Origin of the sequence: Methylomonas sp. LWB (genome assembly GCF_001856095.1) — a bacterium.
Lineage (GTDB): Bacteria > Pseudomonadota > Gammaproteobacteria > Methylococcales > Methylomonadaceae > Methylomonas > Methylomonas koyamae_A.
Window position 1 is genome coordinate 35,611 of sequence record NZ_MKMC01000006.1, and the last position, 26,249, is coordinate 61,859.

General features: G+C 57.0%; 21 protein-coding genes. 8 read left to right on the forward strand and 13 right to left on the reverse strand.

Annotation, left to right across the window (positions count from 1 at the left end):
- Positions 1 to 7: 7 nt before the first annotated feature.
- Complete coding sequence (locus tag BJL95_RS03040) at positions 8 to 2,410, reverse strand: ABC transporter permease (protein ID WP_254786670.1); 2,403 nt, start codon at positions 2,408 to 2,410, stop codon at positions 8 to 10.
- Positions 2,411 to 2,412: 2 nt separating this feature from the next.
- Positions 2,413 to 3,174 carry an ABC transporter ATP-binding protein gene (locus BJL95_RS03045; RefSeq protein ID WP_083385588.1) on the reverse strand — a complete coding sequence of 254 codons (762 nt, stop codon included), beginning with the start codon at positions 3,172 to 3,174 and terminating at the stop codon, positions 2,413 to 2,415.
- An 82-nt stretch (positions 3,175 to 3,256) separates the two neighbouring features.
- Here BJL95_RS03045 and BJL95_RS03050 point away from each other — a divergent pair, with 82 nt between their 5' ends.
- The 4 genes from BJL95_RS03050 to BJL95_RS03070 all read left to right on the forward strand — a co-directional run bounded on the left by BJL95_RS03050 (position 3,257) and on the right by BJL95_RS03070 (position 7,727).
- Positions 3,257 to 3,826 (forward strand): isoprenylcysteine carboxylmethyltransferase family protein, encoded by a 570-nt coding sequence (locus BJL95_RS03050; protein WP_064026194.1) that lies wholly within the window; start codon positions 3,257 to 3,259, stop codon positions 3,824 to 3,826.
- Between the two features lie 141 nt (positions 3,827 to 3,967).
- Positions 3,968 to 5,314 (forward strand): hypothetical protein, encoded by a 1,347-nt coding sequence (locus tag BJL95_RS03055; protein ID WP_071155394.1) that lies wholly within the window; start codon positions 3,968 to 3,970, stop codon positions 5,312 to 5,314.
- A gap of 1,087 nt (positions 5,315 to 6,401) precedes the next feature.
- On the forward strand, positions 6,402 to 6,656 hold the full coding sequence (locus BJL95_RS03065; RefSeq protein WP_071155396.1) for a hypothetical protein: 255 nt from the start codon (positions 6,402 to 6,404) through the stop codon (positions 6,654 to 6,656).
- A gap of 489 nt (positions 6,657 to 7,145) precedes the next feature.
- Positions 7,146 to 7,727 (forward strand): UPF0149 family protein, encoded by a 582-nt coding sequence (locus tag BJL95_RS03070; protein ID WP_175463636.1) that lies wholly within the window; start codon positions 7,146 to 7,148, stop codon positions 7,725 to 7,727.
- Between the two features lie 136 nt (positions 7,728 to 7,863).
- On the opposite strand, the gene BJL95_RS03075 is transcribed toward BJL95_RS03070, so the two are convergent.
- The 11 genes from BJL95_RS03075 to BJL95_RS03125 all read right to left on the reverse strand — a co-directional run bounded on the left by BJL95_RS03075 (position 7,864) and on the right by BJL95_RS03125 (position 19,196).
- Complete coding sequence (locus BJL95_RS03075) at positions 7,864 to 8,409, reverse strand: DUF1097 domain-containing protein (protein ID WP_064026234.1); 546 nt, start codon at positions 8,407 to 8,409, stop codon at positions 7,864 to 7,866.
- A gap of 727 nt (positions 8,410 to 9,136) precedes the next feature.
- Positions 9,137 to 9,913: a TIGR01458 family HAD-type hydrolase gene (locus BJL95_RS03080; protein ID WP_071155397.1), complete on the reverse strand. Its 777-nt coding sequence runs from the start codon at positions 9,911 to 9,913 to the stop codon at positions 9,137 to 9,139.
- A 68-nt stretch (positions 9,914 to 9,981) separates the two neighbouring features.
- Positions 9,982 to 10,536: a ribosomal protein S18-alanine N-acetyltransferase gene (gene rimI / locus BJL95_RS03085; RefSeq protein WP_071155398.1), complete on the reverse strand. Its 555-nt coding sequence runs from the start codon at positions 10,534 to 10,536 to the stop codon at positions 9,982 to 9,984.
- Positions 10,537 to 10,540: 4 nt separating this feature from the next.
- Positions 10,541 to 11,410, reverse strand: a complete 870-nt coding sequence (locus tag BJL95_RS03090; protein ID WP_071155400.1) for a uracil-DNA glycosylase — start codon at positions 11,408 to 11,410, stop codon at positions 10,541 to 10,543.
- Positions 11,411 to 11,419: 9 nt separating this feature from the next.
- On the reverse strand, positions 11,420 to 12,964 hold the full coding sequence (locus BJL95_RS03095) for a 2-isopropylmalate synthase (protein ID WP_071155402.1): 1,545 nt from the start codon (positions 12,962 to 12,964) through the stop codon (positions 11,420 to 11,422).
- Positions 12,965 to 13,203: 239 nt separating this feature from the next.
- Positions 13,204 to 14,058 (reverse strand): CHAD domain-containing protein, encoded by an 855-nt coding sequence (locus BJL95_RS03100; RefSeq protein ID WP_071155404.1) that lies wholly within the window; start codon positions 14,056 to 14,058, stop codon positions 13,204 to 13,206.
- A gap of 6 nt (positions 14,059 to 14,064) precedes the next feature.
- On the reverse strand, positions 14,065 to 14,805 hold the full coding sequence (gene pssA / locus BJL95_RS03105; RefSeq protein WP_064026216.1) for a CDP-diacylglycerol--serine O-phosphatidyltransferase: 741 nt from the start codon (positions 14,803 to 14,805) through the stop codon (positions 14,065 to 14,067).
- A 193-nt stretch (positions 14,806 to 14,998) separates the two neighbouring features.
- The gene (locus tag BJL95_RS03110) at positions 14,999 to 15,784 is read right to left on the reverse strand and encodes an outer membrane protein OmpK (protein ID WP_071155406.1); all 786 of its coding nucleotides are present in this window, start codon (positions 15,782 to 15,784) and stop codon (positions 14,999 to 15,001) included.
- 68 nt (positions 15,785 to 15,852) lie between these two features.
- A complete protein-coding gene (gene ilvC, locus BJL95_RS03115) occupies positions 15,853 to 16,869 on the reverse strand; it encodes a ketol-acid reductoisomerase (RefSeq protein ID WP_071155408.1) in 1,017 nt (338 codons plus the stop codon).
- 99 nt (positions 16,870 to 16,968) lie between these two features.
- Complete coding sequence (gene ilvN, locus BJL95_RS03120) at positions 16,969 to 17,460, reverse strand: acetolactate synthase small subunit (protein WP_064026222.1); 492 nt, start codon at positions 17,458 to 17,460, stop codon at positions 16,969 to 16,971.
- Entirely contained in the window at positions 17,460 to 19,196 is a 1,737-nt protein-coding gene (locus tag BJL95_RS03125; RefSeq protein ID WP_064026224.1) for an acetolactate synthase 3 large subunit, read from the reverse strand. The genes ilvN and BJL95_RS03125 overlap by 1 nt, the downstream gene beginning before the upstream one ends.
- 460 nt (positions 19,197 to 19,656) lie before the next feature.
- Here BJL95_RS03125 and BJL95_RS03135 point away from each other — a divergent pair, with 460 nt between their 5' ends.
- From BJL95_RS03135 to BJL95_RS03155, 4 genes are all read left to right on the forward strand, one after another.
- Positions 19,657 to 20,229 carry an HXXEE domain-containing protein gene (locus BJL95_RS03135; protein ID WP_071155412.1) on the forward strand — a complete coding sequence of 191 codons (573 nt, stop codon included), beginning with the start codon at positions 19,657 to 19,659 and terminating at the stop codon, positions 20,227 to 20,229.
- 298 nt (positions 20,230 to 20,527) lie between these two features.
- Positions 20,528 to 21,724 carry a helix-hairpin-helix domain-containing protein gene (locus BJL95_RS03140; RefSeq protein WP_071155414.1) on the forward strand — a complete coding sequence of 399 codons (1,197 nt, stop codon included), beginning with the start codon at positions 20,528 to 20,530 and terminating at the stop codon, positions 21,722 to 21,724.
- 245 nt (positions 21,725 to 21,969) lie between these two features.
- A complete protein-coding gene (gene smc / locus BJL95_RS03150) occupies positions 21,970 to 25,464 on the forward strand; it encodes a chromosome segregation protein SMC (RefSeq protein WP_071155418.1) in 3,495 nt (1,164 codons plus the stop codon).
- A complete protein-coding gene (locus BJL95_RS03155; protein WP_071155420.1) occupies positions 25,464 to 26,192 on the forward strand; it encodes a cell division protein ZipA C-terminal FtsZ-binding domain-containing protein in 729 nt (242 codons plus the stop codon). Before smc ends, BJL95_RS03155 begins: the two co-directional genes overlap by 1 nt.
- The last annotated feature ends 57 nt before the right edge of the window (positions 26,193 to 26,249 follow it).

Below are 26,249 nucleotides of genomic sequence, written 5' to 3' on the forward strand. Positions count from 1 at the left end.
AACCGTGTCAATGCGCAAGGCAATCGCGTATCGTCAATTTGGCGGCGGATTTCGCCGGCCAGTAGGCGGCGAGTGCGGCGATTGCCAGTACCAATACCAACCAATAGAGCGCGGCTGTATAGTCGAAGCGGTAATCCAGCCGCATGCCGAGCATGACGCTGCCCAAGCGTTCGGCGATCGGTTGGGCAAGCCAACTGGCCAGCGGCACGCTGACGAGCCACGCCAAGCCGCCGTGCAACAAACCTTCCATCGCAAACAGCCGAAACACCGCCGGCGTCGGCGCGCCGATGGCGCGCATCACGCCGATTTCGCGAGTGCGCTGCAACACGGCGATCGTCAGCGTGCCGGACAGGCCGATGCCGCCGATGGCCGCGACCATCGCCGCCAATCCCGCCAAGGTCCCCAATACTGAATTGAATTGGTTGCGGGCATAGCGGCGCTGCGCCAGCTTGGCTTCGGTGCTGTAGACGTCTAAGGTCAGGCCGGCACTGTCATAGCGGTCCTTGAGTTGGCGCAAATAGCTGTCTTCGCCGGCCGCGTCGGCGATGTCGGCATCCAGTAGCGCAAACGAAGCGAGTTCGCCGGTCCCGGCCAGTTCGCGGGCGGTTGTCTGCGGCGCGTAAACCGGTTCGACGGCCGGATTGTTGCCGGCCAACCAGCGGTAGACCCCGACAATGCGCCAGGACTGGCGGCTCGCCCCCAACCTTACATCAACGTTGTCGCCGGGTTTTAGACCGTTCAGCGCGGCGGTGTCGGCACTGATGACTAATTCCCGCTCGCCGTCGTCCGCTAACCAGCGGCCGGCTTCGATCAGCGGCCGGTAAAGCGTGGAAGCTGCCGGTACCGCCAGCATCTGCAGGCCCAGACTGCCGGTTTGCCGCAAGGTTTGCCCTTGATGGCTGATTTCCACCGGCAGCCGTTGCCAGACCGCGAGATCGCGGGTCGCCGGCAGCGATTTGGCTAACTCGGCGACCCTAGCCGCGGGCTGGTCGACGCTGAAACCCAATTTAACCGCGTAACGGCTACGCGCCATTTCGTTGTCCAGCGTCAGGTTCACGGAGGCGATCAGGCTGGTCGATACTAAAAACATGATTCCGGCCACGATCAACACGCCTTGGGTTAATAGCAATCGGGCCTTGCGGCGGAATAAATTGCCCAGCGCCGCCGCATACAGCGTCGGCAACCATCGCGCGCCGAGTTTTTCGATCCAGGCGTCGAAGCGGTTCCCGCCGAAGTCGCCACCCAAGCCATAGCTGGCCAATGCCGTCCGTACCGTCATCGCCGCGCCGCGCCACACCGGCGGCAACGCCGCCAGTAGCGGGGCAATCAGACCGCCGCCGATCATCCAAGCCAGTGCGTCGGGTGCGACCGAGAACGCGCCGCCGGCGATGTTGAACAAGGCCAGCAACTTGCGAGCGGCCCAATCGGCGCCGAACAGCGCCGGCGGAATCGCCATGCAAGTCGCGCCCACCGCCAGCAACGCAACTTCGCTGAGATATAACCCGGCCACGGTCGCGCCGCCGCCGCCCAGCGCCTTGATGACGCCGATCTGGTCGGTTTGTTGGGTAATCTGGGCCGATACCGTATTCAAAATCAACAGGCTGGCCAAGGCCAGGGACGCCAGGGCCATCGCTTGCAATACCGAGTTGATACCGGCGACAAAGGGACGGCCCCAATGCTTTTCCGGGTCTTGCAGCAACGTGACGCTGACCGGCAGATGCCGCTCGGCCAGCAAGTTTCGGAGTTGGGCGGCGACGCCTCGGGCGGTTTCGGCGTCGTAGGGCGGTACGATGCGCACCAGCAACTGCCGGAAATAGCCGTCCGCTACGCCGAACGACGCGGCGCTGGAACGGTCGGCGAAAAAATGTATCTGACCGCCGAATTTGGGCGGTTTGACGAAAGGATGGCGGACGACGCCGCTGATCCGAAAACCGGTCGGGCCGTTAGCGGTGTCGAACTCCAGCATCGAGCCGGTCGTCAAGCCGGTTGCTTGCTGGGACAGATTTTCGACGGCGACTTGGCCTGAGCCCGGCCAAGATCCGCTTTCCAGCGTGGTCAGGTCGAATTGCTGGGCGGCGTAATCCGGGCGAACGATTAAGGTCGCGTTTTGCCATTCGCCACTGCCGGTTTGGCGGTAGCGCACCGACAGCGGTGTCAGCGTGTCGATACCCGCCACGCCGGGAACGGCGCGTAAGCGGCTTAGCAGTTCGGGCTCGGCCGTGCCGCGCAGAATCAGGTTGATATGCGAGGGCTGCGAGCGTCGATGCGCGGCGTCCATGCGGTCGAGCAGCAAGGTGATCATCCCGAACAGTGTCCCGACGCAAAAAATGCCGATCGCGATATTGACGACGGCCAACAGACTGCGCGCCTTGGCGGCACGCCAGTCGGCCAGGATCTTGTAACGCAACACGTTCAAGCGCTTTCGGCTCCGCGGTCCGCTGCTGGATCGTCCGGTGCTTCCAAGCCCGATCCGTTCCGCTCGGCCGCGTGCCAAGTCACGTCGGCATGGATGCGCCCGCCGCGAATTTCCAACTTGCGGCTGGCGGCGTCGGCCAGCGCTTCGTTGTGAGTGACCATGACCAAGGTCTTGCCCTGGTCGTTGAGATGGGCGAACAGTTCGAACACCGCATCGGCGGTGGCCATGTCCAGATTGCCGGTCGGTTCGTCGGCGACGATCAACGGTGGGTCGTTGGCCAGCGCGCGGGCGATCGCGGCCCGCTGTTGTTGGCCGCCGGAAACCTGGCTGGGCAGGCGGTCGGCGGCATCGGCCAGACCCACTCGCTCCAATAGAGACATGGCCCGCTCCCGGCGCCGGCGTTTGTCTAGCTTGCCGAGAAAATCCATCGGCAGCACTACGTTTTGCCACAAATTTAAAGCCGGCAACAATTGGAAAAATTGAAACACGATGCCGACATTGGCGCCGCGCCAGGCGGTGAGCTTTGCGTTACTCAGGTGGTGTAGCGCCGCGCCGTTCACGAAAATCTCGCCGCGATTGGGATGATCGATGCCGGTCAACAGATTCAGCAACGTCGATTTGCCGTTGCCGGACGGGCCGACGATGGCGACGAATTCTCCGGCGGCGATGTCCAGGTCGATGCCGTGCAACACCGTCTGCAAGCCGCCGGCCTGCGGATAATCTTTGTAAACCTGGCGAAGTCGGATGATGGGTTGCATGGCGGCCGGCAAATTAGGGTATGGTACACGACGCGCGGCTTTCGGGCGCGCGCCGGCTTTCGAGAGTCTCTGGAGAGAAAATATGTTGGCGGTACGCTTGCTATGGTTGGTTTTGGCGTTGGCTTGGCTGGCGGCGGAAATTTGCTTGGCCCAGGCCGCGCGCGGCCGAACCGATGGTGTCGCCGCCGAACGCGATTCGCAACGCCGCCTGTGGCTGGCCGGCGCGGCCGGTCTGATTGCGGCGCTGTACGCCAAACAACTATGGTGGTGGCCGCTGCCGGTGGCTTATTTGCCCAGGCAGGCGCTGGCACTGACGATTTTCGCGGCCGGTCTGAGCTTGCGCTATCTGGCGGTCCAGCGTCTAGGCCGATTTTTTACCACCGACGTCACGATACAGCCCCGTCACGAGTTGATCGTCGACGGGCCCTACCGCTGGCTGCGCCATCCCGCCTATACCGGTTTGCTGCTGGCGCTGGCCGGAGCCGGCTTGGCGATGGGCGACGGTCTGGCCATATTGGCGGCAACCCTGCCGATCGGCCTGGCCGTGCGCGGCCGAATCGCGATCGAGGAAGCGATGCTGGCGGCCGAATTCGGCGCGGCTCACGCCGACTATTGCGCGGTGCGCTGGCGCCTGTTGCCTTGGCTATATTGAAGGCCGCCACCGGACGGGCGCTCCGCGTCGGTACCGCGACAAACTGATATACTGCGCCGGTTCCGAACCGGCCCGATCGGATTCGGAAGTCATCGCGGTCTTCCCGCCTTTTAATAATAACGACAACTACCGGGATATTTTATGCAAGATTATTTGCCGATGCTCGAATCCATCGCCGCCGACTGGTACCGGTTGACGCTGGCCAATCAGGAATACGCGATCACGCTGATCGTCGCGGTCTGGCTGTTGACCGCGATTTTTTACAGCATCCGAATCGGTTTTCTGAACGGCCGTTTTCGCCGGCTGGCCGCCGCGTTGCAACAACTGCAATCCGAACTGGCCGAAGCCAAACTGCAAATCGAAGGCTTACAGCAGCAATTGACCGAGAGCGGCGAGCAAGTCTCCGCCGCCAATGCCGAAATCGCCAATCGGGCACAATTAATCGACGCGTTGGAGCAGCAAATGCTTAAAGCCAACCAAAGGCTCGCCGACGCCAACAAGGGGCTGGCGGCGAACTTTGGATTGCCGGTACCCGGCGGCGACGGCGGCAACCCCGAGGAGGTTTGGGATCAGCATCGGCAAATTACCGAGCAATTGAACGGCGTACTGGCCGCCGAGCGTCAAGCCAAGGCCGACGCGGAACAGGCCCGCGAGGACGAGGCGGCCAAGGTGGGCGAGAAGGAAGCCTTGCTCGGCGCATTGCGGGCGCGCGTCGAGTCGCAAACTCAACAAATCGGCGAACTGGAAGCGGCCTTGGCCGAACAGCAACGCCAAGCGCAACAACAGCGGATCGACGCCGCGCGCGTCGCCGAGCTGGAAGCGAAGCTAGCCACCGCCACTGCGGTCAAGGCGGTACCCGCGCCGGCTCCGGCTCCGGTGACGGCCGTAAAATCGGAAACCCCCGCGCCGGTTAGCGAGCGTATCGGCGATAGTGTTAGAGCGGCCGTAGAGCCTGAAAAGCCGGCGGTGGTCGCCAGTCCGGTCGCACCGATCCCGGCACCGAAGCCCGTCGAGATCAGCGCACCCGAACCGATTGTCGTCGCCAAACCGGTGGAGCCGCCGCGTCCGGTCGTCGTCGAACCGGCTTCTGGCAAACCAGCCGAGCCGGCCGGCGGTGGCTTGAAAAAGCTGTTCGGCAGCACGATGCAGAAATTCGCCAAACTGGACGAAAAATTCGGCGGTTCGACACCGAGGCCCACGGTAGCTGAAGCCGAACCGACACCGGCCCCGAGCGCGGAACCGGCACCGGAACCAATCGCGCCGACTGTCGCGGCGGATAAGCCCGCCGAAAAACCGGCCGCTGGCGGCGCGATGTCCAAGTTCAAGGGCTTGCTCGGCAAGGGCAAAAGCGAAGCGAATGCCGACGATGACGAAGCGGAACCGTTGATCGAACAACTCGAAGCCGCCACCGCCGACGCGATGCAGGCCGCCGAAAAGGCCAAGGGCCAATTGCGCGGATTGTTCGGAAAATTCGGCAAAAAGGGCTGAATAAGCCCAGCCCCGTCCTCCGGCTCGGCCGATTAGCTCGAGATTGGCCTTAGGCGCCGCTCCGCCAGCCAATTGGGCTGGCGGACACGCCTTGTTGGAGGGTATGCGTCGCTGGCTTCCGTTGTATGCAACCTGCCGTCGGGCTGACTTTGGGCCGCCGCGACTGTCAAGTCGAAGGCTGGCGGCGCCAACTCATCGGACGTAACTCAGCAGCTTGGCGAGCTGTCCTCCGGAACTTGCCGGCAAACGTTGCTATTCCTCCCTTCGCCAATAACACGAGCGCCGTCGGACGCGCCGGACTCGGATCCGCCCTGCGTGAGATTTTGCGGCAATTTAAGATTGTCAGCGTCCCGGCTGTTCAGCGCGCCGGGATCGGCCTCGATATTTTCCCCTCCAGAACTGTCCGCTCGGACCCGCATCCTTGCGCGTTGGCAATCGACGGGGCGAATGGTGTGCCGGGGTGGATTGGTTTCCGGTTCGCGGCTTACGTTCTCGCGAATCAAATCGCCGTTCACGTCGTTTTAGTAGGCGGCGCGGCCGCTCGTGCCCTAAATTCCATCGGATCATCGTCGTTCGGTGTGAGGCGAAGTCGGTGTCTGGTCAATTTGCGCTCGAATTCTTCCCGAACCGAAATTCACTCCTGTCGCAGTCCAAATTCGTCTTGCGTTGATTCATTTGACTCGGGAGCCTTCCGTGTATCCAACTTTGAGTCGCCGCGACAGCGCCAAGGTGACAGTTGCGTATGGCGCGCGGCGGATTCGAGATGGGGCTGCCAAAGGCATCGTGCAAACTGTACAAATCATTGTTTATAAAATTAACAGGTGCATAAAAAATAAACGGATGGATTGCGGGCTTGGATGGTTCTATTTTTAAAAAAATATAAAAATCAATGCTATAGGTGCTGGCGGGATCTGGCATTTTTCCTGCTTTGGTATGGCGGCGTTATTGGGTGCTGCGCTTTGGCCGCACGGCGGCGCGTTTCTACTCGGCGTTCGGATCGGGCGGGCCGTGACGCTAGGCTGATTGACGCCGTTTAAGCGCTGATTCTCCGGATTAATATGTCGGTTTTGGGTTTCTTGGATTAACGATGGCGAGGTTTCTGATGAGGTTTGCGATAGGTTTGGTACTGCTGGGCTTTAGTTTTTCAGTGCATTCTGAAAGCTATCCGGCGGCTTACTTTCAGCCCAAGCTGATATACAGCGCCGATGGCAACGAGAGCGATCAACAAGCGCAAACAACTGAAGTTTCCGCCAATCAGGGCGAGTTTGATCCCCGCTACCCTGCCGCGAACTTTCGTCCGATTGTGATATTTTCATCGACCGAGTTTATCCCGGCAAATTAATGACTAGGGCGAACGATAGATGCCGGCGGTAAACAGTCGTTTTGTCCACGGATTGGCTGGCGAAAGCATCGCCTGTTTAGTTAATAGAGCAAATCGAGGTTATTCAAGAGACGGTGAAATTTGTGAGCCTGTCGTTGGTCCGATTTGTCCGGTTTTGACGTTTTATTGATTTTACTGTTGCAAGTCAAACAAACCATATCCAGGTTTTTTGGCAATCGTGGCGAGTCATTTTGACAATGCTGTCTTTTACTATGAAAGTCGTTAGGAAAATCACCGATATATCTAGGTCAGGAACGCCTTGATCTCGGCTAAAGTCGCTACAGATACCTTCATTTTCAGGGACGAAAATCCTTTCACGACCGCTAGGTTTGAGCAATATCCTCTTGGGGTGTCAAGTAACTTAACCCATTATTTAAGGCTATGATCGATAATAAAGCATTAGACGCGCTAGTATTCTCTTTAAATGAATGCGTTCTTCCGGAATTGCATTTGAACAAAGCCGGGTTAACCGGTTTTTTTTATGCGCTGACTATCACGCCGTGCATAATCGATCCATCCGAGTGGATGGCGGAGTTGTTTTTGGGGGATAGACCCGATTTAAGCGGAAGACAAGTTAAGCGCTTGAAAAAAGCGGTAGTCGCCGTGGTTAAGTCGGCAAATAAGTCGATGCTGGCCGATAAACTAGAGTTTCCGTACGATTTTTCCGAGATTGACGAAGAAACGATGGCTGATATTTGGCATTGGTGTTATGGATTTTTGAGGGGCATTAACTTGCGCTGGTCTTTTTGGCAAAGCGGTATTATCGCCAAGGAAACCGGGCAGTGTTACGATCTTGTCAAGGGAAGTATTAATATTATTACCGCATTGGTGACCGAAGACCTTAGTTATTTGGATAATTTGGAACAACTGAAATCGCGGATCGGCGGTAATATTGAAGGAGGCGCAAGCGACGAACGGATTCTTGCCGCCGTGTTGCCGACGTTACCCGAAGCGTATCAATGTTTGCGGATATTCGCGGCAACGATGTCGAAGCGCCTGCAAGCACATCAGAGTGTTAAAGCCTCGAGCTGAGGCAATGCTAAGCCGTGATGGCTATCGTTGCGGGGAAAGCGTCGAGCGAAGTCGGCGGGCGGATGCAAATTCGCTGTTCGACTTCGCTGAATGTATAAGCGTTTCGGCATCCTTGCCTGGTGGTGCTAATCCTGTTTTATCTTTTTCTAACCAGAGGGCTTGGAATACTGCTAAGTTTTCCGGCCAATTGATTCGAAAGATGTCCAAATACCGATCCGAGAATAAACGAAATCGATATGACCAACAGCGGGTTATTCAGCGATGCGCCTAAAAGAACTTCCTGATTCAATTTATCGGGAGTTTGTAGTAAATAAGCGAAGGTGGAGGAGTAACCCAAAACGCCAACCGGTATAATCGCGAATTGCGGTAAATTCGCAGACAGACACAGTACAATCACCGCGCCCGCCACGATTAATGCAGTGGTAATTTCGACGCCCAATGAGATTTCCGGATCTATTTTCAGCAGCAATAGTGCGGTGATCCAGGCCATGAACACTCCGAAAATTCCATTGATTATCGTGTTAATTGCCGCCTCTCGGTCCGCGCCTAATAAGAAATAAGCCGCCCATGCAATCGTTGCAGCCCAAATAAAAAACACGCCCGCCGCGGGGCCCACCGCAAAATACGTGGCGACTCCAGAAAGAATGCCGATGCTCAGGGATAGTGCTGTAATTTTTTCCATTTGAAATTTCCTGTTGATTATCAAGGGTGTTGAAATAAAAGTGATCAGCCGCAGGGGCGAGGTTATTTTTTTCGTAAAAATTAACCAATCCAAAATATAGCACTCCGATTATTTATTGAAAATGCGACAATTTGTCACGCTGACAGCTCTTCCGTCGATGATAATATTTTTCGTCAAAATGGACGAAACTTATCAGGTCCAGACAGAATAATTCCCGGCATCACTTGGGAAAATTCCTTGTTGATTTTTCTAGTGCCTTAAAGCATGTGTATTCCGGGGAATAAGCACGCTAAATTTGCGTATCTCGGCGCGAATCCAGGTTAATAATAATGAGCAGGTTTAAAAGATTGGTAAGTCAATAACTTGTTATATTATCGGATGCGTTTTCGGTAACAGCATTCTGTTCGGGCCTCGGCTTTTCGAATGGCCTTAGATGAAACAGAAATCCCAAATAAACGGAATCCTTCCGGTTTTAGAGTGTGGAAATCGGCATCGGCGCCGATGGGCTTTGGCGGGGAGTTAAAACGAATTCAGTTCGTTAGAATCGAGGGGTGGCCGTGATGAAAACAGTCGGTTTAGGTACCTCTGCGACTTACGCCGGCCGTGGAGGCGGAGGGTTGTCCGAGTTGAGGCTTGTCCGCCGAGTCCGGCTTGCTGCACGCGTCAATGCCTGAGTTTCCAAACGTCGGCTCGCAATCGAGAGTTCTGTTTCAGCACAGCAAGCTTGCTAACGTCCTAAATGCCGAGGCAGCTCGGCGACCGAGTCCAGTATCAGATCGGGTTGCACTGACGATGCTAGGGTATAGGCCTCGCGGTATTTGCCGGTCTTGACCAGGATACCTTGCAGTCCGGCGCGCTGAGCGCCGCCGACATCGGAATCGATATCGTCGCCTATCATCGCGATCCGGCTGGCCGGCAGGCCAAGTTGTCGTAAGGCCAGCGCGAAAAAGGCCGGCGATGGCTTGCCCATGACTGCGGCGGTCTTGCCGGTCGCATATTCCAGGCCGGTGACGAAAGCGCCAATGTCCATCCTGAGGCCGTCGGCGGTTTGCCAGAATTTGCCTTTGTGCAAGGCGATCAGCTCGGCGCCGGCCATGGCCATTTCGAACACCCGGTTGAGAATGTCGTAATTCCAGGCCGAACCGATATCGCCGATCACGACGGCGTCCGGCTGTTGGGCGGCGGCGTTGAATTCGGCGAATTCATCCTTGACCGCGTCGGCGACCAGAAAATGGCAGCTGCGGTAGCCGCGATGTTTGAGGTAGAGGCGCGCGGCGTGCGGAGTCGTCAATATCTCGTCGGCGACGATCGGCAAGTCGATGGCTTGCAGTTTGGCCGCCAATTGCGCGCGCGATTGGGTCGTGGTGTTGGTGACGAAGCGGCGGGGCAAGCCCAACGACTGGATGTGCGCCAGCGCCGCCGCCGCGCCGGGAATCGCCGCGTCGCCAACGTAGAGAACGCCGTCAAGATCGAACAGCAGGCCGTCAATTTCGGAAACAGTCATCGGAAAGTCTCGTGGATACCCTAGCGCGGGTTTTACCTCATCGTTTCCGGCCCGGTCAAGCGGCCGTGTTAGAGTCGCGGCACCAGATCCAGTTCGAACATGATGGCGTCTTCGCGGCCCTGTTTGGCCGGATAGTAATTCTTGCGGACACCGATTTCCCGAAAACCGGTCTTGCGGTACAGGTCGATCGCGCCGGGGTTGCTGGGGCGGACTTCCAGAAAGATTTTTTCGGCGCGCGACCGGGCGTATTCGATCAAATGCTCCAGCATCTTGCGGCCGGCGCCCTGACGCTGAAAGCGGGGACTGACGCTGATATTCATGATATGGGCCTCGCCGGCCATCACCGAGATGATGCAATAGCCGACGATGCTGTCGTCCGGCGCTTCGCAGACCCAGTTGGTGTAATTGATGGCGCGAAAACAATCCTTGAAAATGCCTTCCGACCACGGGAACTCGTAATTTTCATTTTCGATGGTCAGAACGCGCGGTAAATCGGCGTGGTCCATTTTACGGAGCCTCAACAAGTCGCGCGGCGCGACCGAATCGGGAAATACCTTGGCGTAAAACTCGCGGTCGGCGTCGTAAATCACGGCATCTTTCAGCTTGTGTAGCAATTTCCACATGGGGTTAGGTTTCCAGCGATTGATAAACGGAAAGCGCGAATTGCAGGTCTTCCCAGGCTTTGGCTTTTTCGGGCAACGAGCGTAGCAAATAAGCGGGGTGGTGTACCACCGTCAACGGTATTCCGGCCAATTCGTGGCGGATGCCGCGCAGCCGCGCCAGCGGTTGCTGGGTTTTTAGCAGGTTTTGCGCGGCGATGCGGCCGACGGCGACGATGAGCTTGGGTTGAATCAGTTCAATCTGGCGTTTTAAAAAATCGTGGCAGGCATCGACTTCTTCGGCCCTCGGATCGCGATTATTCGGCGGTCGGCATTTCAGCATGTTGGCGATGTAGACCTGCTCGCGGCGCATGCCTATAGCCCGGATCATTTCGTTCAGCAATTGGCCGGCCCGCCCGACGAAGGGCTCGCCTTGCAGATCCTCGTCGCGGCCCGGCGCTTCGCCGATCAGCAGCCAAGTCGCATGCTTGTTGCCGACGCCGAATACGGTCTGGGTGCGGGTCTCGCAGAGAGCGCAGGCGCGGCAGATAGCGACTTCGTGCTGCAGGTCTTTCCAGGCCTGGTCGTCGGTGTGAGACTTGGGGTGATGCGGCAATGGTGCGAAGGCATCGCTTTCGGATATACAAGACGAGTCGGATGCGGCGGTTTGCAGTGCCGGTTCAGCGTGCCGGTGATCGGTGGCAGTTTCGTCTACGGCCGGATATTCCGCTGTTGGCGCGGCTTCGTTATCGGCGGCGTCGAAGTGGTGAGCTTCGCTTTGCGATGCCCACCCTACAGGGGCGGCAACCGCTTGCTCGGTGACGATAGATGGATGCCGAAGTTCCCAGGCATCGATACCCATCGCCTCCAGGTATTGCAAGCGGACCGACTTTTCCATCGCGAGCTGTTACACGTCACCCTTTTGCGGATGCTGGCGCTGATCCGGGCTTTGCAGTTTGTTGACCGCGTTGATGTAAGCCTTGGCCGAGGCGATGACGATGTCGGTATCGGCGCCGGAGCCGTTGACAATGCGGCCGGCGTTTTCCAGTCTGACCGTCACTTCGCCCTGAGAATCGGTGCCGGTGGTGATATTGTTGACCGAGTACAAAGCCAAGGTCGCGCCGGTTTGCACCAGGCTTTCGATGGCCTTCAGGCTGGCATCGACCGCACCGCCGCCGGTGGCATTGCCGGTGACTTCCTTGCCGTCAACCAGGATGGTCACGGTGGCGTTCGGCACTTCGCCGGTCTCGGAACAGACTTTCAGCGCCACCAGTTTGATGTGTTCGTCTTCGGCCTCGAAACTTTGCTCGGAAATCAGCGCCTGTAAATCCTCGTCGAAGATTTCGTGCTTTTTATCGGCCAACTGCTTAAAGCGGAAGAAGGCATCGTTCAAATCGGCTTCGCTATCGAACTGCACGCCGAGTTCCGCCATTCGGGTTTTGAACGCGTTGCGGCCGGAATGCTTGCCGAGCACCATCCGGTTGGTGGTCCAGCCTACATCCTCGGCCCGCATGATTTCGTAAGTCTCGCGGTTTTTCAAAACGCCGTCCTGGTGAATGCCGGATTCGTGGGCGAAGGCGTTGGCGCCGACGATGGCCTTGTTCGGCTGTACCGGAAAGCCGGTGATGGACGACACCAGCTTCGAGCAGGTGACAATCTCGCGGGTGTCCAAGCGGGTGTCGCATTGGAAAAAATCCTGGCGGGTGCGGATTGCCATCACCACTTCCTCCAGCGAGGCGTTGCCGGCGCGCTCGCCCAGGCCGTTGATCGTGCATTCGACCTGGCGGGCACCGTTCATCACCGCCGACAAGGAGTTGGCGACCGCAAGTCCCAAGTCGTTATGGCAATGTACCGAGAAGACGGCCTTGTCGGCGTTTGGAATCCGTTGCCGCAAATTGGCGATCATCGCGCCGAATTGCTGCGGCATGCTGTAACCGACCGTGTCCGGGATGTTCAAGGTCGTCGCGCCGGCGGTAATCACCGCTTCCAGAATCCGGCACAAAAAATCCTCTTCCGAGCGGCCGGCGTCTTCCGGCGAGAACTCGACATTGTCGGTGTACTGCCGCGCGCGTTTGACGGCCTTGACCGCGTACTCGATCACTTGGTCAGGCTGCATGTTCAGCTTTTTCGCCATGTGGATCGGCGAAGTGGCAATGAAGGTATGGATGCGGGAACTGTTCGCGCCCTTCAAGGCCTCGCCGGCCCGGTCGATGTCTTTGTCCAAGGCTCTGGCCAAACCGCAGACCGTGCTGTCTTTAATCGCATCGGCGACGGCCTGCACCGCTTCGAAATCGCCTTGACTGGCGGCCGGGAATCCGGCTTCGATGACATCGACTTTCATGCGCTCCAGGGCGCGGGCGATGCGTACTTTTTCATCGCGGGTCATCGACGCGCCGGGGCTTTGCTCGCCGTCGCGCAAGGTGGTATCGAAAATAATCAATGAATCTTTCATGAGGGCTCCGTTCATGAAACGTTCGGCATCTCGCCGAGAAAGCGGAAAAAGTGGTGTTTATTGAAGTCGTCGTGGAATGATTGCTAGCCCCTCAGGGCAGCAGTCTTGGAGACGGGGCGAGCGCAAGATGGCCGGATACTGGTCGGGCGAATTCGGTAGGCTGCGGAAAAGTCGTCTTGATGTTCATGGGGCCGCACTATACTGCATAGTCGCCACGCGGCTCAAGTGCGGCGTTGCGCCTAAACGGCGAGGTCGGGTTGCCAGGGTTGAGCTTGGTAGGGCGCGGCTCGCCAGAATCGAAAGATCTCGTAACGGTCGGCAATGAATTCGGCCATCAGCTGCCGATGTTGCCGCTGAAAATAGTCGGCGACCGGTGCGGGCGGCGCGCCTCGATAGAACTCAGCCAAGGCCGATGCCAGCACTTCCGCGTTCTGAATATCGCCCATCGCGGTTAGATAGCGTTGCAAGCGTTCCAGTAAGTCCGGCTTCAGTCCAGGAATTTGATCGGGCGCGGCTTCCAGCATGTAACGCAGCTTTTTCAGCGCGATCCGCAGTTGATGGATCGTGGCCGGATGGCTGTCATCTATTGCGGCATGGCGCTCCAGCGCATCGGCATAAACCCGATCGACGACGGCCGGGATGGCTTGGGCAAGATCGATGTCGGCGGCGCGCCGGTTTGCTCGCCGGCCGGACTTTTTCAGTTTGCGCCGCAGATTGCCGGTCCTAAAAGCGGCGATCTCGGGTTCCAGGCGGCCAAGCAATCGGTTCTCCCGGCGACGCAAGTGCTCGTGGAAGTCGCGTAATTCCGGCAGTTCGACGATGGCTGCGTCGATGGTCAGCAACATGACTTGGGTATCGCGCAAATCGTCGAAGCGGTCGAGTTGCGCCTTCAGCACTTTACGGGCTTTGCGTAGAGCCGGGCAGGGCGCCAAGGCGCGGATCAGGTCTATCACCGACACCAGCCGGCGGATGCCGGTGCGTAGTTTGTGGATGTTGTCTTCGTCGGCCCTTTGCCGGCAGGTTTGCAGGCGTTTGCGATACAGTTGCCAGTGGCGGTCTAGGGCGTGTTGCAAGAACTTGCCGGCCCCGGCCATGGCTCCCTATCCCTTACGGCTTTGCAGCCGGCGTTTGCGCACCACCAGCGTGACGATAGGGCCGGACAGCGCGTAGCCGACCGACAACAAAAACAGCATGCGTTGCGGTTGCGCCATCACGAAACCGATCACCAGCATCGCGATAATCGCGACGATGAACGGCACTTTGTTTTTGAAATCGAGCTCCTTGAAGCTGGAATAGCGGAAGTTGCTGACCATCAGTAGCCCGGTGCTGATTGTGGTAAACAGCACCAGATATTTGAAATTCTCGACGTCGTAGCCGTTTTCGATGCAAAACAATAGGCCGCCGGCCAGAATCGCCGCCGCCGCCGGGCTGGGCAAGCCCTGAAAATAACGTTTATCGGCGACTTCGACCTGGGTGTTGAAACGCGCCAAGCGCAACGCGCCGCCGGCCATGTGTACGAAGGCGGCGAACAGGCCGGCCTGGCCCATGCTGGACAAGGTCCACAAATACATGACGATGGCCGGCGCGGCGCCGAACGAAACCATATCGGACAAGCTGTCGTATTGCACGCCGAATTCGCTTTGGGTGTTGGTCAGCCGTGCCACTCGGCCGTCTAGGCCGTCCAGCACCATCGCGATGAACAGCGAAATCGCGGCGGTTTCGAAGCGACCGTTGATCGCCGACGTGATCGCGTAAAACCCGGCGAACATCGCACCGGTGGTGAACAAGTTGGGCAGCAGATAAATGCCTCTATGACGCGCAATCGCTGGTTTTTTTATCATCTCGGTCGGACGGGAAATTCGATTTGGCGGCATTGTACATGGTGAATATGACGGTTGCTTGAGGAAATGCCGATTGCGGGCCGTTCAGTTAAACGATCTCGGCCTGCATCGACGCATCAGCGGTTCGGCCGGTTAAACGGAGGATTCCAAACTGCCGTCGTCTGCCGTGCAAATCGTTGATGCCGCGGGCTCCTCAAAACTTCCAAACCACCAGCGCCTGCGGCAGGCTTTCATGCAGGCCTTTGATGCCGTATTTGTTGTGCCAGTATTGATATTCTAGGCCTATAAACAAATGGTTACCCGCGCCCCATAGATCGCCGAGGTCCAGGCGCAGTTGCGGTTGGGCTAGGGCTTGGCGGGCGGCGGTTTGGTTGCGGCCGATGAAATCGGCGAAGCCCTCGAAGCTCCATTTTGTGCCGGCGATTTCGAACGGCAGTTTCCACACCGGCGTGATTTGCCAAGAAGTGCCGATGTCGGAGGGTTCGGTGACGCGTTGCCGTAAAAAATCGACATTGAAGTACTCGAAACCCGGCAAATCGAAATCGACGCTGATGCCGTACAGCCAGGCCCGATAGCCGCTACGCGGGCTATTGACGTTTTCGCCCAGATTGATGCCCGCCGTGGCGCCGACATCCTTGACGATGCCGAACGACAGGTCCAGGCCGCTAATTTTGCCGACGCTAAGGGTGCTGTACGCTTCGCCGTATAGGTTGACTTGCGCCGGTTGACCGCTTTCGGTGAACAGGGTGTCCATGAAGAAAAAGTTTCGGCCGTAACGCCAGCCGTGAGTGTGGGTCACGGTGACGATGGAGCGAGCAATATCGTTGGCGTTAAACGGTTCGGAGTAGGTTGGGCCGTGCAAATATTGAATTTCGCTGGTGCTCCAGTCCAGCCATTCGGCCACGCTGGCGGCCGGTACGGCCAGTGCCGCGGCGGCGATGACGGTTTTCAGCGTATGCGAACGCAGCGACTCTGGCATGCTTTTTCGATCTAGCGGACAAAAAAAAGCCCATCGAGAAGATGGGCTTTTAAGTCTAGTCGATCAGCTTAGTTCTTGCTTTTATCGACGATTTGGTTGGCCTTGATCCACGGCATCATCGCGCGCAATTTGGCGCCGACTTGTTCGATCGGATGTTCGGCGTTCAAACGACGGCGCGCGGTCATTTCCGGGTAGCCGGTTTGGCCTTCCAGGATGAACTGCTTGGCGTATTTGCCTTGCTGGATGTCTTCCAGGGCTTGTTTCATCGCCCAACGGCTTTCTTCGTTGATGACTTTCGGACCGGTCACGTATTCGCCGTACTCGGCATTGTTGGAGATTGAGTAATTCATGTTGGCGATGCCGCCTTCGTACATCAAGTCCACGATCAGTTTCAGTTCGTGCAAGCACTCGAAGTAGGCCATTTCCGGCGGGTAGCCGGCTTCGGTCAGGGTTTCGAAACCGGCTTTCACCAATTCCACCGCGCCGCCGCACAATACCGCTTGTTCGCCGAACAAGTCGGTTTCGGTTTCGTCGCGGAAGGTGGTTTCGATGATGCCGGAACGGCCGCCGCCGATCGCCGAGGCATAGGACAGACACAATTCCTTGGCCATGCCGGACGCATTTTGGTGAATCGCGATCAAATCCGGGATGCCGCCGCCTTTGACGAACTCGGAACGCACGGTGTGGCCGGGTGCTTTCGGGGCGATCATGATCACGTCCAGGTCTGCGCGCGGCACGACTTGGTTGTATAAAATCGCAAAGCCGTGGGCGAAAGCCAGGGCCGCGCCTTGTTTGATGTTCGGTTCGATTTCTTCCTTGTACAGCTTGGATTGAAATTCGTCAGGGGTCAGAATCATCACCACGTCGGCGCCGGCGATGGCTTCCGGTACGTCCTTGACGGTCAGGCCGCTGGCCTGGGCCTTGCCGACGGACGCGGAGCTAGCGCGTAAGCCGACCACGACGTCGACACCGGAGTCTTTCAGATTGTTGGCATGGGCATGGCCTTGCGAGCCATAGCCGATGATGGCGACTTTCTTGCTGCGGATGATCGAAAGATCGGCGTCTTTGTCGTAATAAACTTGCATAGGTTCTCTCGTTACTCTGGTGTGAATTAAAAATTTTATCGACTTTCTGGGAGTCGCCGTCACGCGGAGTACCAATCTAGCGCGGTACTCCGGCGACGCTCATAGGTGTAAGCCTTTTTCGCCGCGGGAAATGCCGGTCGGGCCGGAGCGCACCACTTCGATGATGCAGCCTTCCTCGAAGCCGTGGATGAAGGCGTCCAATTTATTGGATTGGCCGGTCATTTCCACGATGTAACTGTTGTGGGTGACGTCGATGATCTTGCCGCGAAAAATATCCACCATGCGTTTGACTTCCTCGCGGGTGTCGTGGCTGGTTTTGATTTTGACCAGCATCAGCTCGCGCTCTATATGCGCCGATTCGGCTAGGTCGATCAATTTGACGACATCGATCAATTTATTCAATTGCTTGGTGATCTGCTCGATGATTTCGTCGCTGCCGCTGGTGACCAGCGTCATCCGCGACAGGCTGGGATCTTCGGTCGGCGCCACGGTCAACGATTCGATATTGTAGCCGCGCGCCGAGAACAGGCCGGCGACGCGCGATAGCGCGCCGGCTTCGTTCTCGATCAGGATGGAAATAATGTGCCGCATCACGATAACTCCCTGTCGACCGGAGTGCCGGGCGCGACGCGCAATTTCATGTCGTGGTGGGCCTTGCCTGCTTCTATCATCGGATATACGTTCTCGGTTCTATCGGTAATGAAATCCAGGAACACGGTTCTGTCCTTCATTTCAAAGGCTTGTTTCAGCGCGTCGCGCACTTCTTCCGGTTTCTCGATGCGCATGCCGACATGGCCGTAGGCTTCGGCGAGTTTGACGAAGTCCGGAATCGTGTCCATGTAGGAGTGCGAGTAGCGGCTTTGGTAGGAAAACTCCTGCCATTGCCGGACCATGCCCATGTAACGGTTATTCAGATTAACGATCTTGACCGGCGTGTTGTATTGCAACGCGGTCGAAAGCTCCTGTATGCACATCTGAATGCTGGCTTCGCCGGTGATACAGGCCACGTCCGCTTCCGGAAATGCCAGCTTCACGCCGATCGCGGCCGGCAAGCCGAAGCCCATCGTACCCAGGCCGCCGGAGTTGATCCAGCGCCGCGGTTTGTCGAAATGGTAATACTGCGCCGCGTACATTTGATGTTGGCCGACGTCCGAGGTCACGAAGGCCTCGCCGTTGGTGACTTCGTACAACTGCTCGACCACGTATTGCGGCTTGATGATCCGGCTTTCCCGGTCGTATTCCAGGCAGCGTACGCCGCGCCAACTGTCGATCAGCTTCCACCAGTTTTCCAGAGAGGCCTTTGACGGTTTGTCCTTGCTGTCGCGGATCAACTCGAGCATTTGCTTCAGCACCGGTTTAACTTCGCCGACGATCGGCACGTCCACTTTCACGGTCTTGGAAATCGAGGCCGGATCGACATCGATATGAATGATCTTGGCGTACGGGCAGAACTCGGTCAACTTGCCGGTAACCCGGTCGTCGAAGCGCGCGCCGACCGCCAGGATCACGTCGCTTTCGTGCATCGCCATATTGGCTTCGTAAGTCCCGTGCATGCCCAGCATGCCGACGAATTGCTTGTCGGTAGCCGGATAAGCGCCCAGACCCATCAAGGTGTTGGTGATCGGGAAGCCCAGCAATTGAGTCAGCTCGGTCAATTCTTGATGGCCCTCGCCCAGGATTACGCCGCCGCCCGAATAAATGATCGGGCGTTGCGCGGCCAGCAGCATATCGACGGCCCGCTTAATCTGGCCCTTGTGGCCGGTCACCACCGGGTTGTAGGAGCGCATCACGATTTTTTTCGGGTACTTATAAGGTACCTTGATGTTCGGGTCGGTGATGTCCTTCGGCACGTCGACCAATACCGGGCCGGGGCGGCCGGTCGTTGCCACGTAAAAGGCTTTTTTCATGGTCTCGGCGAGATCGTTGACGTCCTTGACCAAAAAGTTGTGCTTGACGCAGGGGCGGGTGATGCCGACCGTATCGACTTCCTGGAACGCGTCGCTGCCGATCACCGGCGACGGCACTTGTCCGGAAATAATCACCATCGGAATCGAATCCATATACGCCGTGGCGATGCCGGTGACGGCGTTGGTGGCGCCGGGGCCGGAAGTCACCAGCACCACGCCGGGCTTGCCGGTGGCGCGGGCGTAGGCGTCCGCCGAGTGGGCCGCGGCTTGTTCGTGCCGGACCAGGATGTGCTTCACGTCGTCTTGATGGAATATGGCATCGTAGATGTGCAATACAGAGCCACCCGGATAGCCAAATACGAATTCGACACCTTCATCTTTAAGACATTGGACAAGAATTTGCCCGCCACTGAGTTCCAATTTTAAGCCCTCGAAAACAATACGGATCGCACGGATACGGATTTACAAAAAAGGTTGGATAAGCTACTGTCTTTGGTCGTTTTCGTCAAGGAAAACCCAGGGTTTCGCTTGGATTTTGCCGACACTGCAATTTAGGGTCGATCGTCATGAAGCGATGCATGGCGAATTAAACTGGGAGCAAGAGGTCTCGAAACCGTTTCAGCGAAGGGCGTTGCGCGAACTTTCGATCCAGTTTGTCCGGTTCGGGTGGGATGGGTTCCTGTTCGCTGATCACTTTCCACATTTGTCACGCTATTCGCTATTTATTTTGTTGCGGTCTTCCAAGGATACGACCAGTCGGGGGGGGGGAGCTGCGTTGTTTACTTGGCGATTCCAACGCGGAAATCGGCCGTTTGTCGGCGCTGAAACTTTCGAATTGGACTAGAGTTAACGACTTCTAATCGACTGTCGGAAACATTTCATGTTCGAGCGCTTGATAACGCATTGGGTTTATGGCGGCGCGTTGGCCGGGTTATTATTATTGATGTTATTCCCGTTGTTGACCGCGGGGTGGTCGATGCCGCTCGCGCTGACGTTTCTGCATCTGCCGATGTATATGCTGCATCAGTACGAGGAACACGATCAAGACCGCTTCCGAACTTTTTTCAACCGGACCGTCGGCGGCGGCAAGCCCGTGCTGTCGTCGTTGGCCGTGTTTATCATCAATGTCCCCGGCGTTTGGGGCGTCATCGTCATTGCCACCTATTTGGCGGCGCTCCGCGAGCCGGGTCTGGGTTTGATTGCAGTGTATCTGGCCGTTGTTAACGGTTTGGTTCATATCGGTCACGCCCTGGTCTTCAAAGGCTACAACCCCGGACTTGCGACCGGTGCGGGGCTGTTCTTGCCGGTAGGTGCTTACAGTATTTGGCAGTTTCATATGGCCGGGGTCGCGGGATTTGTGGCGCACGCGACCGGCATCGCGGTTGCCGTTGCCATCCATGCCGGGATTATCGTTTACGTCCGTAGCCGGGGCGCATTTGAGGGTCGCGCATGAAGCACGCGATTTGGCCGGGCGACCGATGCGCCGAGGTCGGCTGACCTACGTTCGTATCGACGCTTTGCGAGTTTTGTGTTCTCTTAAAAGCCTGTGCGCTCGTTCCGGATCCAGTATATTCGAATTGGCGGGGTTTGAGTTTTGCGGTATTCACCAAAATAGAGCGTTAAATTCAGCTTAATTGCACCTAGTTGGTGCTTAAGCGGCTGTTTTATAAGCAGTAAAAGGTTGGAAATAATGGCGGTATATTCTAGGCTTGATATATAATTTTCCTTCCTTAATCACTGAGTCATAATCTATGTATGCATTACAAAACCCTGTTTTTGATACCGATATTCCAGAGTTGCGGTTAAGCGGTATTAATGGTTATTCCATTCTAGGCGACCGTATTACGCTGAATATTGGTGAAATTGCCAACCACCGGTCGTTCGGGAATCTAAGCGGCACGCTTTCGGTGGAACTCTGGGCGCTGAATCAAGCGTATCAGGGCGGCGGTTTCAGCGGCATTCCGTTGGCTGGCGTCGTTATCGGCGAATTGCATGGTCAACATGCGATTGGGCCTGCTTCGTGGGATCTGGCGTTCCAAGAGCCCGGCGAAGGATACTGGCAACTGACGCTGATGTTGCGCGAGTGGAATGGCATGGCTTACGAGACGCGCGATTTCGTCAATTTCGCGGCACCGTACAGTCCGGTTAAAACCGCCGTCCGGCAAGCTTCGAACAATGTCATCGAAGTGAGTTTCATCGAGTACAAGCATGCCGAAGCCAGCGATAACCAATCGGGACGCTTTATCGAGAACGACTACTTCGTGCAAGCCCAGGCGTTCAAACCGGCGGCCGCCGAACTGTTGTTACTGGGCAATTGCGGTTACGACGTTCAAAATGGGCGGATTCGGTTGAATGTCGGTGAAATTGCCAACCGGCGCGGCGCGGACAATATCAGCGGTACCTTGGCGTTGGAGTTATGGGCGCTCAATCAAGCCTATCAAGGCGGGCATTTCGACGGTTACGCGGTGGCCGGCATCCGGGTCGGCGAATTGGCCGGTCGGCAAGGTTTGCGCGAGCTGAGTCTGGAAACCGAATTTTGCGAGCCGCCGGTCGGTCGCTGGCATTTGAGTCTCATGTTGCGGGAATGGAACGGAGTGGCTTACGAAACTCGGGATTGCATCAATTTCGCGGTCCCTTACACTGTGGCGCCGAAACCGGTCGCGGTTCGCAAAGAGTCGGACAATGTCATCAATGTTCAGTTCGGCGACACCAAAAAATCGCCAGTCACGCCAGTCGAGCCGGTAGCGATTGCCGGCGCGGAGCAGGCGTCGAGAGCGTCGATCAACCAAGCAACCCTGGACGAATTGGGCGCGCTAAAGGGTGTGCCGAAAAAGACCGTCGAAAATATTGTCGCTGCGCAACCGTTCGCCTCGTTCGACGACCTCTCCAATGTCAAGGGCGTCGGCCCGAAATTACTGAAATTGTTGCGCGAGCTGTTTGCGTTGTAAATGTTCCAGATTGAGCGGCGCGCGGCTTCGAAAGCACTTTCAGCGGTTTTGATCGCCGATTTGATTGCCAAGCGCGCTCGGGCATGCCGGCGACATTGCCGGCATGCCTTGGGCAGGTTTATCTAGCGACATTGCCCGCACACATTTTGCAGAAGTTCGGCGACTGAAATCGGATTCCCATGTCGCCGCCATTTCGACGATAATATCCGGCTTTGTCATTGTCGCCGGACCTCTAAATCCCAGTCATGAAGCTGGAAAAAATCAAACTCGCGGGCTTTAAGTCCTTTGTCGATCCGACCACGATTCCGATTCAGGGCAACCTGACCGCGATCGTCGGGCCTAACGGCTGTGGCAAGTCCAACATCATCGACGCGGTGCGTTGGGTGATGGGCGAGAGTTCGGCCAAGCATCTGCGCGGCGGCAATATGGCCGACGTGATTTTCAACGGTTCGTCCGGGCGCAAGCCGGTGAGCATGGCGTCGGTGGAACTGGTGTTCGACAATGCCGAAGGCAAGGCCGGCGGCGAGTATGCGCAATACGCGACGATTTCGATCAAGCGTCAGGTCAGCCGCGACGGCCAGTCGCAATTCATGCTCAATGGCAGCAAATGCCGGCGCAAGGACATCACCGACTTGTTTTTGGGCACCGGCCTGGGTTCGCGCAGCTATGCCATCATCGAGCAAGGCACGATCTCGCGGATGGTGGAAGCCAAGCCGGAAGATCTGAAGCTGCATATCGAGGAAGCCGCCGGCGTTTCCAAATATAAGGAAAGGCGTTCGGAAACCGAAACCCGGATGCGCCATACCCGCGAGAATCTGGAGCGGTTGAACGACCTACGCGACGAGGTCGACAAGCAAATTAAGAACTTGGCCAAGCAGGCGGAAAAGGCCGAAAAATACACCGAACTCAAAAAGCAGGAGCGCCGCTTCAAGCAGGAATTGCTGGCGATGCGTTGGCAAAGCTTTCAGCGCAACGCCCAGCAACTCGAAGCCAAGCTACAGACGATCGCCGAGGAGCATAACCGCTTGTTCGTGTTGCTGCGCGACACTGAAAAGGCGATGGAGCTGAAGCGCGGCGAGCAAAAAGCCCTGCAACAACATCTGGATAGCACTCAGGCCGAATATACCGCCGTCGTCGCCGAAGTCAGCCGGCTGGAACAGGCGATCAAGCACAATCAAAAAAGCCACGAAGAAACCTTGATCGAAATCGAGCGTTTGAAGCAGCAAGCCGAACACGCCAATATCGAATGCGAGCAGGATAGGCAACAACTGGAAGAAATCCGCCAGACCTTGCTGGAAGCCGAGGAGACGATGATCGTCGCCAAGGAGCGTGAGGAAGACTTGCTCGGCATCCAGCAGGACGCGCATCTGCAAAAACAACAATGGCAGTTGCGTTGGGAAGAGTTCTTGGCCGAGAACGCCGGTTATCGCGAGCAGGCCGAAGTCCAGCGGACCAAATTAGTCCAGTTGGAAAATCAGAATCGTCAGTTGCAGGCGCGATTGGATAAGTTGCGCGGCGAGCGCGGTGAGTTGGCCGATACCCAGTTGCAACTGGCTTTGGATACGCTGGATAGCAGTATCGAACTGATAGAGACCGAACGCGAACAGTTACAGCGGCAACTGGAAGCGGTGTTGCAGCGCATCGCCGAACTGCGCCCGGAGATTAAGCAATTACACGATAGCTTGCACACCAATCGTGCCGAGCTGCAGAAAGTCAACGGCAAGATCAGCTCGTTGGAATTGCTGCAGCAACACGCCATGGGCAAGGACAAAAAAGACTTGTCGGCTTGGCTGGAACAGGTCGGATTGGAGCAACAACCGCGGCTGGCCGAGTTTCTTGAGGCCGATGAGGGCTGGGAAACTGCGGTCGAAACGGTGTTGGGCAGTTATCTGGAAGCGATTTGCGTCGATAGTACCGAAACGATTCTTAGCGAGTTGCAGGAATTGAGCAAGCAGTCGCTGATCGTGTTCGAAACTCACACCGAGCCGTCGGTCGCCGCTTTAAACGCGTTGGCCGGCAAGGTAAACAGCCGTTGGTGCCTCGATAGTTTGTTGAGCGGCATCTACTGTGCCGATTCGATGACGCAAGCTCGCCAAATGGCCTTGCAGCCGCACGAGTCGGTAGTGTTGGCGGACGGCACTTGGCTGGGCCGGGACTGGATCAAAATCAGTCGCGGTAGCGACAGCAAGGCCGGTGTGCTGCATCGCGAAAAAGAGTTGCGCGAACTGAAGCTGCGCCAGGGCGAATTGCAGATGGCGATTGCCGAGGATGAGCAGCAATTGGAACACTGCGAGCAAGCATTGAAGGCCGCCGAGAGCCATCGCGAACAATATCAACAAAAAGATAAACTGCTGGGTGCGGAACATTCGGCCAAGAGCGCCGAATTCAGCGCCCAATCGGCTCGTCTGGAACAGCAGCAACGCCGCGCCGCCCAGCTCGATCACGAAATCGAAGAGCTGAGCGGGCATCTAGGCGAAATTGTCGAAAGTATTTCCGAAGCGGAGCTGATTAAACAGGATGCCGAGCAGGCACTGGGCGATTTGGGCGAGAAGAAAGCGCAACTGGAAGAGTTGAACCGGCAAATTCAGGCTCAACAACAAAATACCGACGCCTCGGTCGGCGAGGCCCGGCATCATTTACAGCGCCTGCATGCGCAGATCGAGTCGATGAAGTCGTCCGAAGTGCTGACCGTCAAGCAAATCGAGCGTTTACAGTCTCAGCATCGGCAAGCCGCCGACCGCATCGCCGAACTGGAAAACAAGTTGCAGTTCGCGCTGGCGCCGATGGACGACGAGAAAATGCAGCTCGAGGAATTGCTGGAGCGTAAACACGAGATCGAAGATCTGTTGCAATCGGAACGCAGGGCTCAACAAGCCAGCGAACAAACTGTCAGCGAGTTGGCCGAGCAATATTCCCGCAACCAACGCGAGCTCGAAAAGCAGAAAGAAGCCTTGGACAAGGTGCGCTTCGAGCGGCAGGACAGCAAGGTCAGGCAACAGACCGTCGCCGAACAATTGGCCGAAGTCGATGCCGACCCGGAAGTTATTTTGAGCGCTTTGTCGGACGGCGCCAGCGAGAGTCAGTGGAAGCGCCAGGTGGACGATCTGGCCGAGCAAATCGAGCGCTTGGGTTCGATTAATCTGACTGCGATCGAGGAATATAAAACCCAATCCGAACGGATGAAGTTTTTGAATGAGCAGCACGACGACTTGGTCGACGCCTTGAACACGCTGGACCAGGCCATCAGCAAGATAGATCGCGAAAGTCGGCAGCGTTTCAAGGAAACCTTCGACAAAATCAACGACGGACTGAAGGAAAAGTTTCCGCGCCTGTTCGGCGGCGGCCAGGCTTATCTGGAATTGACCGAGGACGACGTACTGGAGGCCGGTGTCAACATCATTGCCCGGCCGCCCGGCAAGCGCAACAGCTCGATACATTTGTTGTCCGGCGGCGAGAAGGCGCTGACCGCCGTCGCGCTGGTGTTTTCGATTTTCGACCTGAATCCGGCGCCGTTTTGCTTGCTGGACGAAGTCGATGCACCGCTAGACGACGCCAACGTGGTGCGCTTTTCCAAGATGGTCGAGGACATGTCGTCTACCGTCCAATTCTTGTACATTTCACACAACAAAGTCACGATGGAAATTGCAAAACATCTGGCAGGTGTTACCATGAAGGAACCGGGCGTGTCCCGTTTAGTGGCTGTAGATATCGATGAAGCGGTAAGCATGGCGGAAAGCTAATGGATAAAGAACTACTCAGAGTCGTGATTATTTTGATCGGCGTGCTGGTGATGATCGGCATGGTGTTGTGGCATTTCGTCAAGGGTTTGCGCGACAAACGCGCGGCCGACGATTATTACGACGACGATCGCTACGACGAAAGAGACGACGAATTCGAGGTCGAAGCCGATGAAGACGAAATGGATTTGTTCCGGGTCGGCGAAGATCTGGTGGATGGCGATGCCTTGCTCGACGATAGGGCGATTCAGCCGACGCCCAAGCAGAGCACGCCGTCGCGGCCGGAGCCGAGCGCGAGCGTAAAACCGCAACCTAGCGTAAAGCGTTCCGAGTTGCCGGCGCTGATCGAATTCAGCATCGTTGCCCGCGCCGACGAGGGTTTCAAGGGAGAGGACTTGTTCGAGGCTTTCGAACGCGTCGGTTTGAAATACGGCAGCGTTAAGGTTTTCGAGCGCGTCGATAAGAACCGGATGGTGGATTTCGCGGTGGCCAGCATGGTCGATCCCGGTACCTTCCCCGACGACGATCTGGAAAACTTTTATTGTCCCGGTATTGTGTTCTTCATGCAGCCGCGCGAGGTCGAGGCACCGTTGGCGGTTTTCGACGACTTCATGGAAACCATGGACACCTTGGCCGAAGAATTGGACGGCGTGGTTTGGGATAATCAGCGCCAACCGCTGACCGCCGAAACCGTCGATCATTTCCGACAACTGATGATTAAGGCTTCCTGAACGCTCCGCCCTCGCCGCGACGGCGGTCTGCTCTTTAACCGAAATAACTCAAACGAA

Bases quoted from the DNA above. Each gene is read 5' to 3' on its own strand.
- BJL95_RS03050 (WP_064026194.1), top strand. From the start codon at position 3,257: ATGTTGGCGGTACGCTTGCTATGGTTGGTTTTGGCGTTGGCTTGGCTG.
- BJL95_RS03155 (WP_071155420.1), top strand. From the start codon at position 25,464: ATGGATAAAGAACTACTCAGAGTCGTGATTATTTTGATCGGCGTGCTG.
- BJL95_RS03065 (WP_071155396.1), top strand. From the start codon at position 6,402: ATGGCGAGGTTTCTGATGAGGTTTGCGATAGGTTTGGTACTGCTGGGC.
- pssA (WP_064026216.1), bottom strand. From the start codon at position 14,805: ATGATAAAAAAACCAGCGATTGCGCGTCATAGAGGCATTTATCTGCTG.
- smc (WP_071155418.1), top strand. From the start codon at position 21,970: ATGAAGCTGGAAAAAATCAAACTCGCGGGCTTTAAGTCCTTTGTCGAT.
- BJL95_RS03100 (WP_071155404.1), bottom strand. From the start codon at position 14,058: ATGGCCGGGGCCGGCAAGTTCTTGCAACACGCCCTAGACCGCCACTGG.
- BJL95_RS03135 (WP_071155412.1), top strand. From the start codon at position 19,657: ATGTTCGAGCGCTTGATAACGCATTGGGTTTATGGCGGCGCGTTGGCC.
- ilvC (WP_071155408.1), bottom strand. From the start codon at position 16,869: ATGCAAGTTTATTACGACAAAGACGCCGATCTTTCGATCATCCGCAGC.
- rimI (WP_071155398.1), bottom strand. From the start codon at position 10,536: ATGTGGAAATTGCTACACAAGCTGAAAGATGCCGTGATTTACGACGCC.
- BJL95_RS03045 (WP_083385588.1), bottom strand. From the start codon at position 3,174: ATGCAACCCATCATCCGACTTCGCCAGGTTTACAAAGATTATCCGCAG.
- BJL95_RS03110 (WP_071155406.1), bottom strand. From the start codon at position 15,784: ATGCCAGAGTCGCTGCGTTCGCATACGCTGAAAACCGTCATCGCCGCC.
- BJL95_RS03075 (WP_064026234.1), bottom strand. From the start codon at position 8,409: ATGGAAAAAATTACAGCACTATCCCTGAGCATCGGCATTCTTTCTGGA.
- BJL95_RS03055 (WP_071155394.1), top strand. From the start codon at position 3,968: ATGCAAGATTATTTGCCGATGCTCGAATCCATCGCCGCCGACTGGTAC.
- BJL95_RS03080 (WP_071155397.1), bottom strand. From the start codon at position 9,913: ATGACTGTTTCCGAAATTGACGGCCTGCTGTTCGATCTTGACGGCGTT.
- BJL95_RS03090 (WP_071155400.1), bottom strand. From the start codon at position 11,410: ATGGAAAAGTCGGTCCGCTTGCAATACCTGGAGGCGATGGGTATCGAT.
- BJL95_RS03095 (WP_071155402.1), bottom strand. From the start codon at position 12,964: ATGAAAGATTCATTGATTATTTTCGATACCACCTTGCGCGACGGCGAG.
- ilvN (WP_064026222.1), bottom strand. From the start codon at position 17,460: ATGCGGCACATTATTTCCATCCTGATCGAGAACGAAGCCGGCGCGCTA.
- BJL95_RS03140 (WP_071155414.1), top strand. From the start codon at position 20,528: ATGTATGCATTACAAAACCCTGTTTTTGATACCGATATTCCAGAGTTG.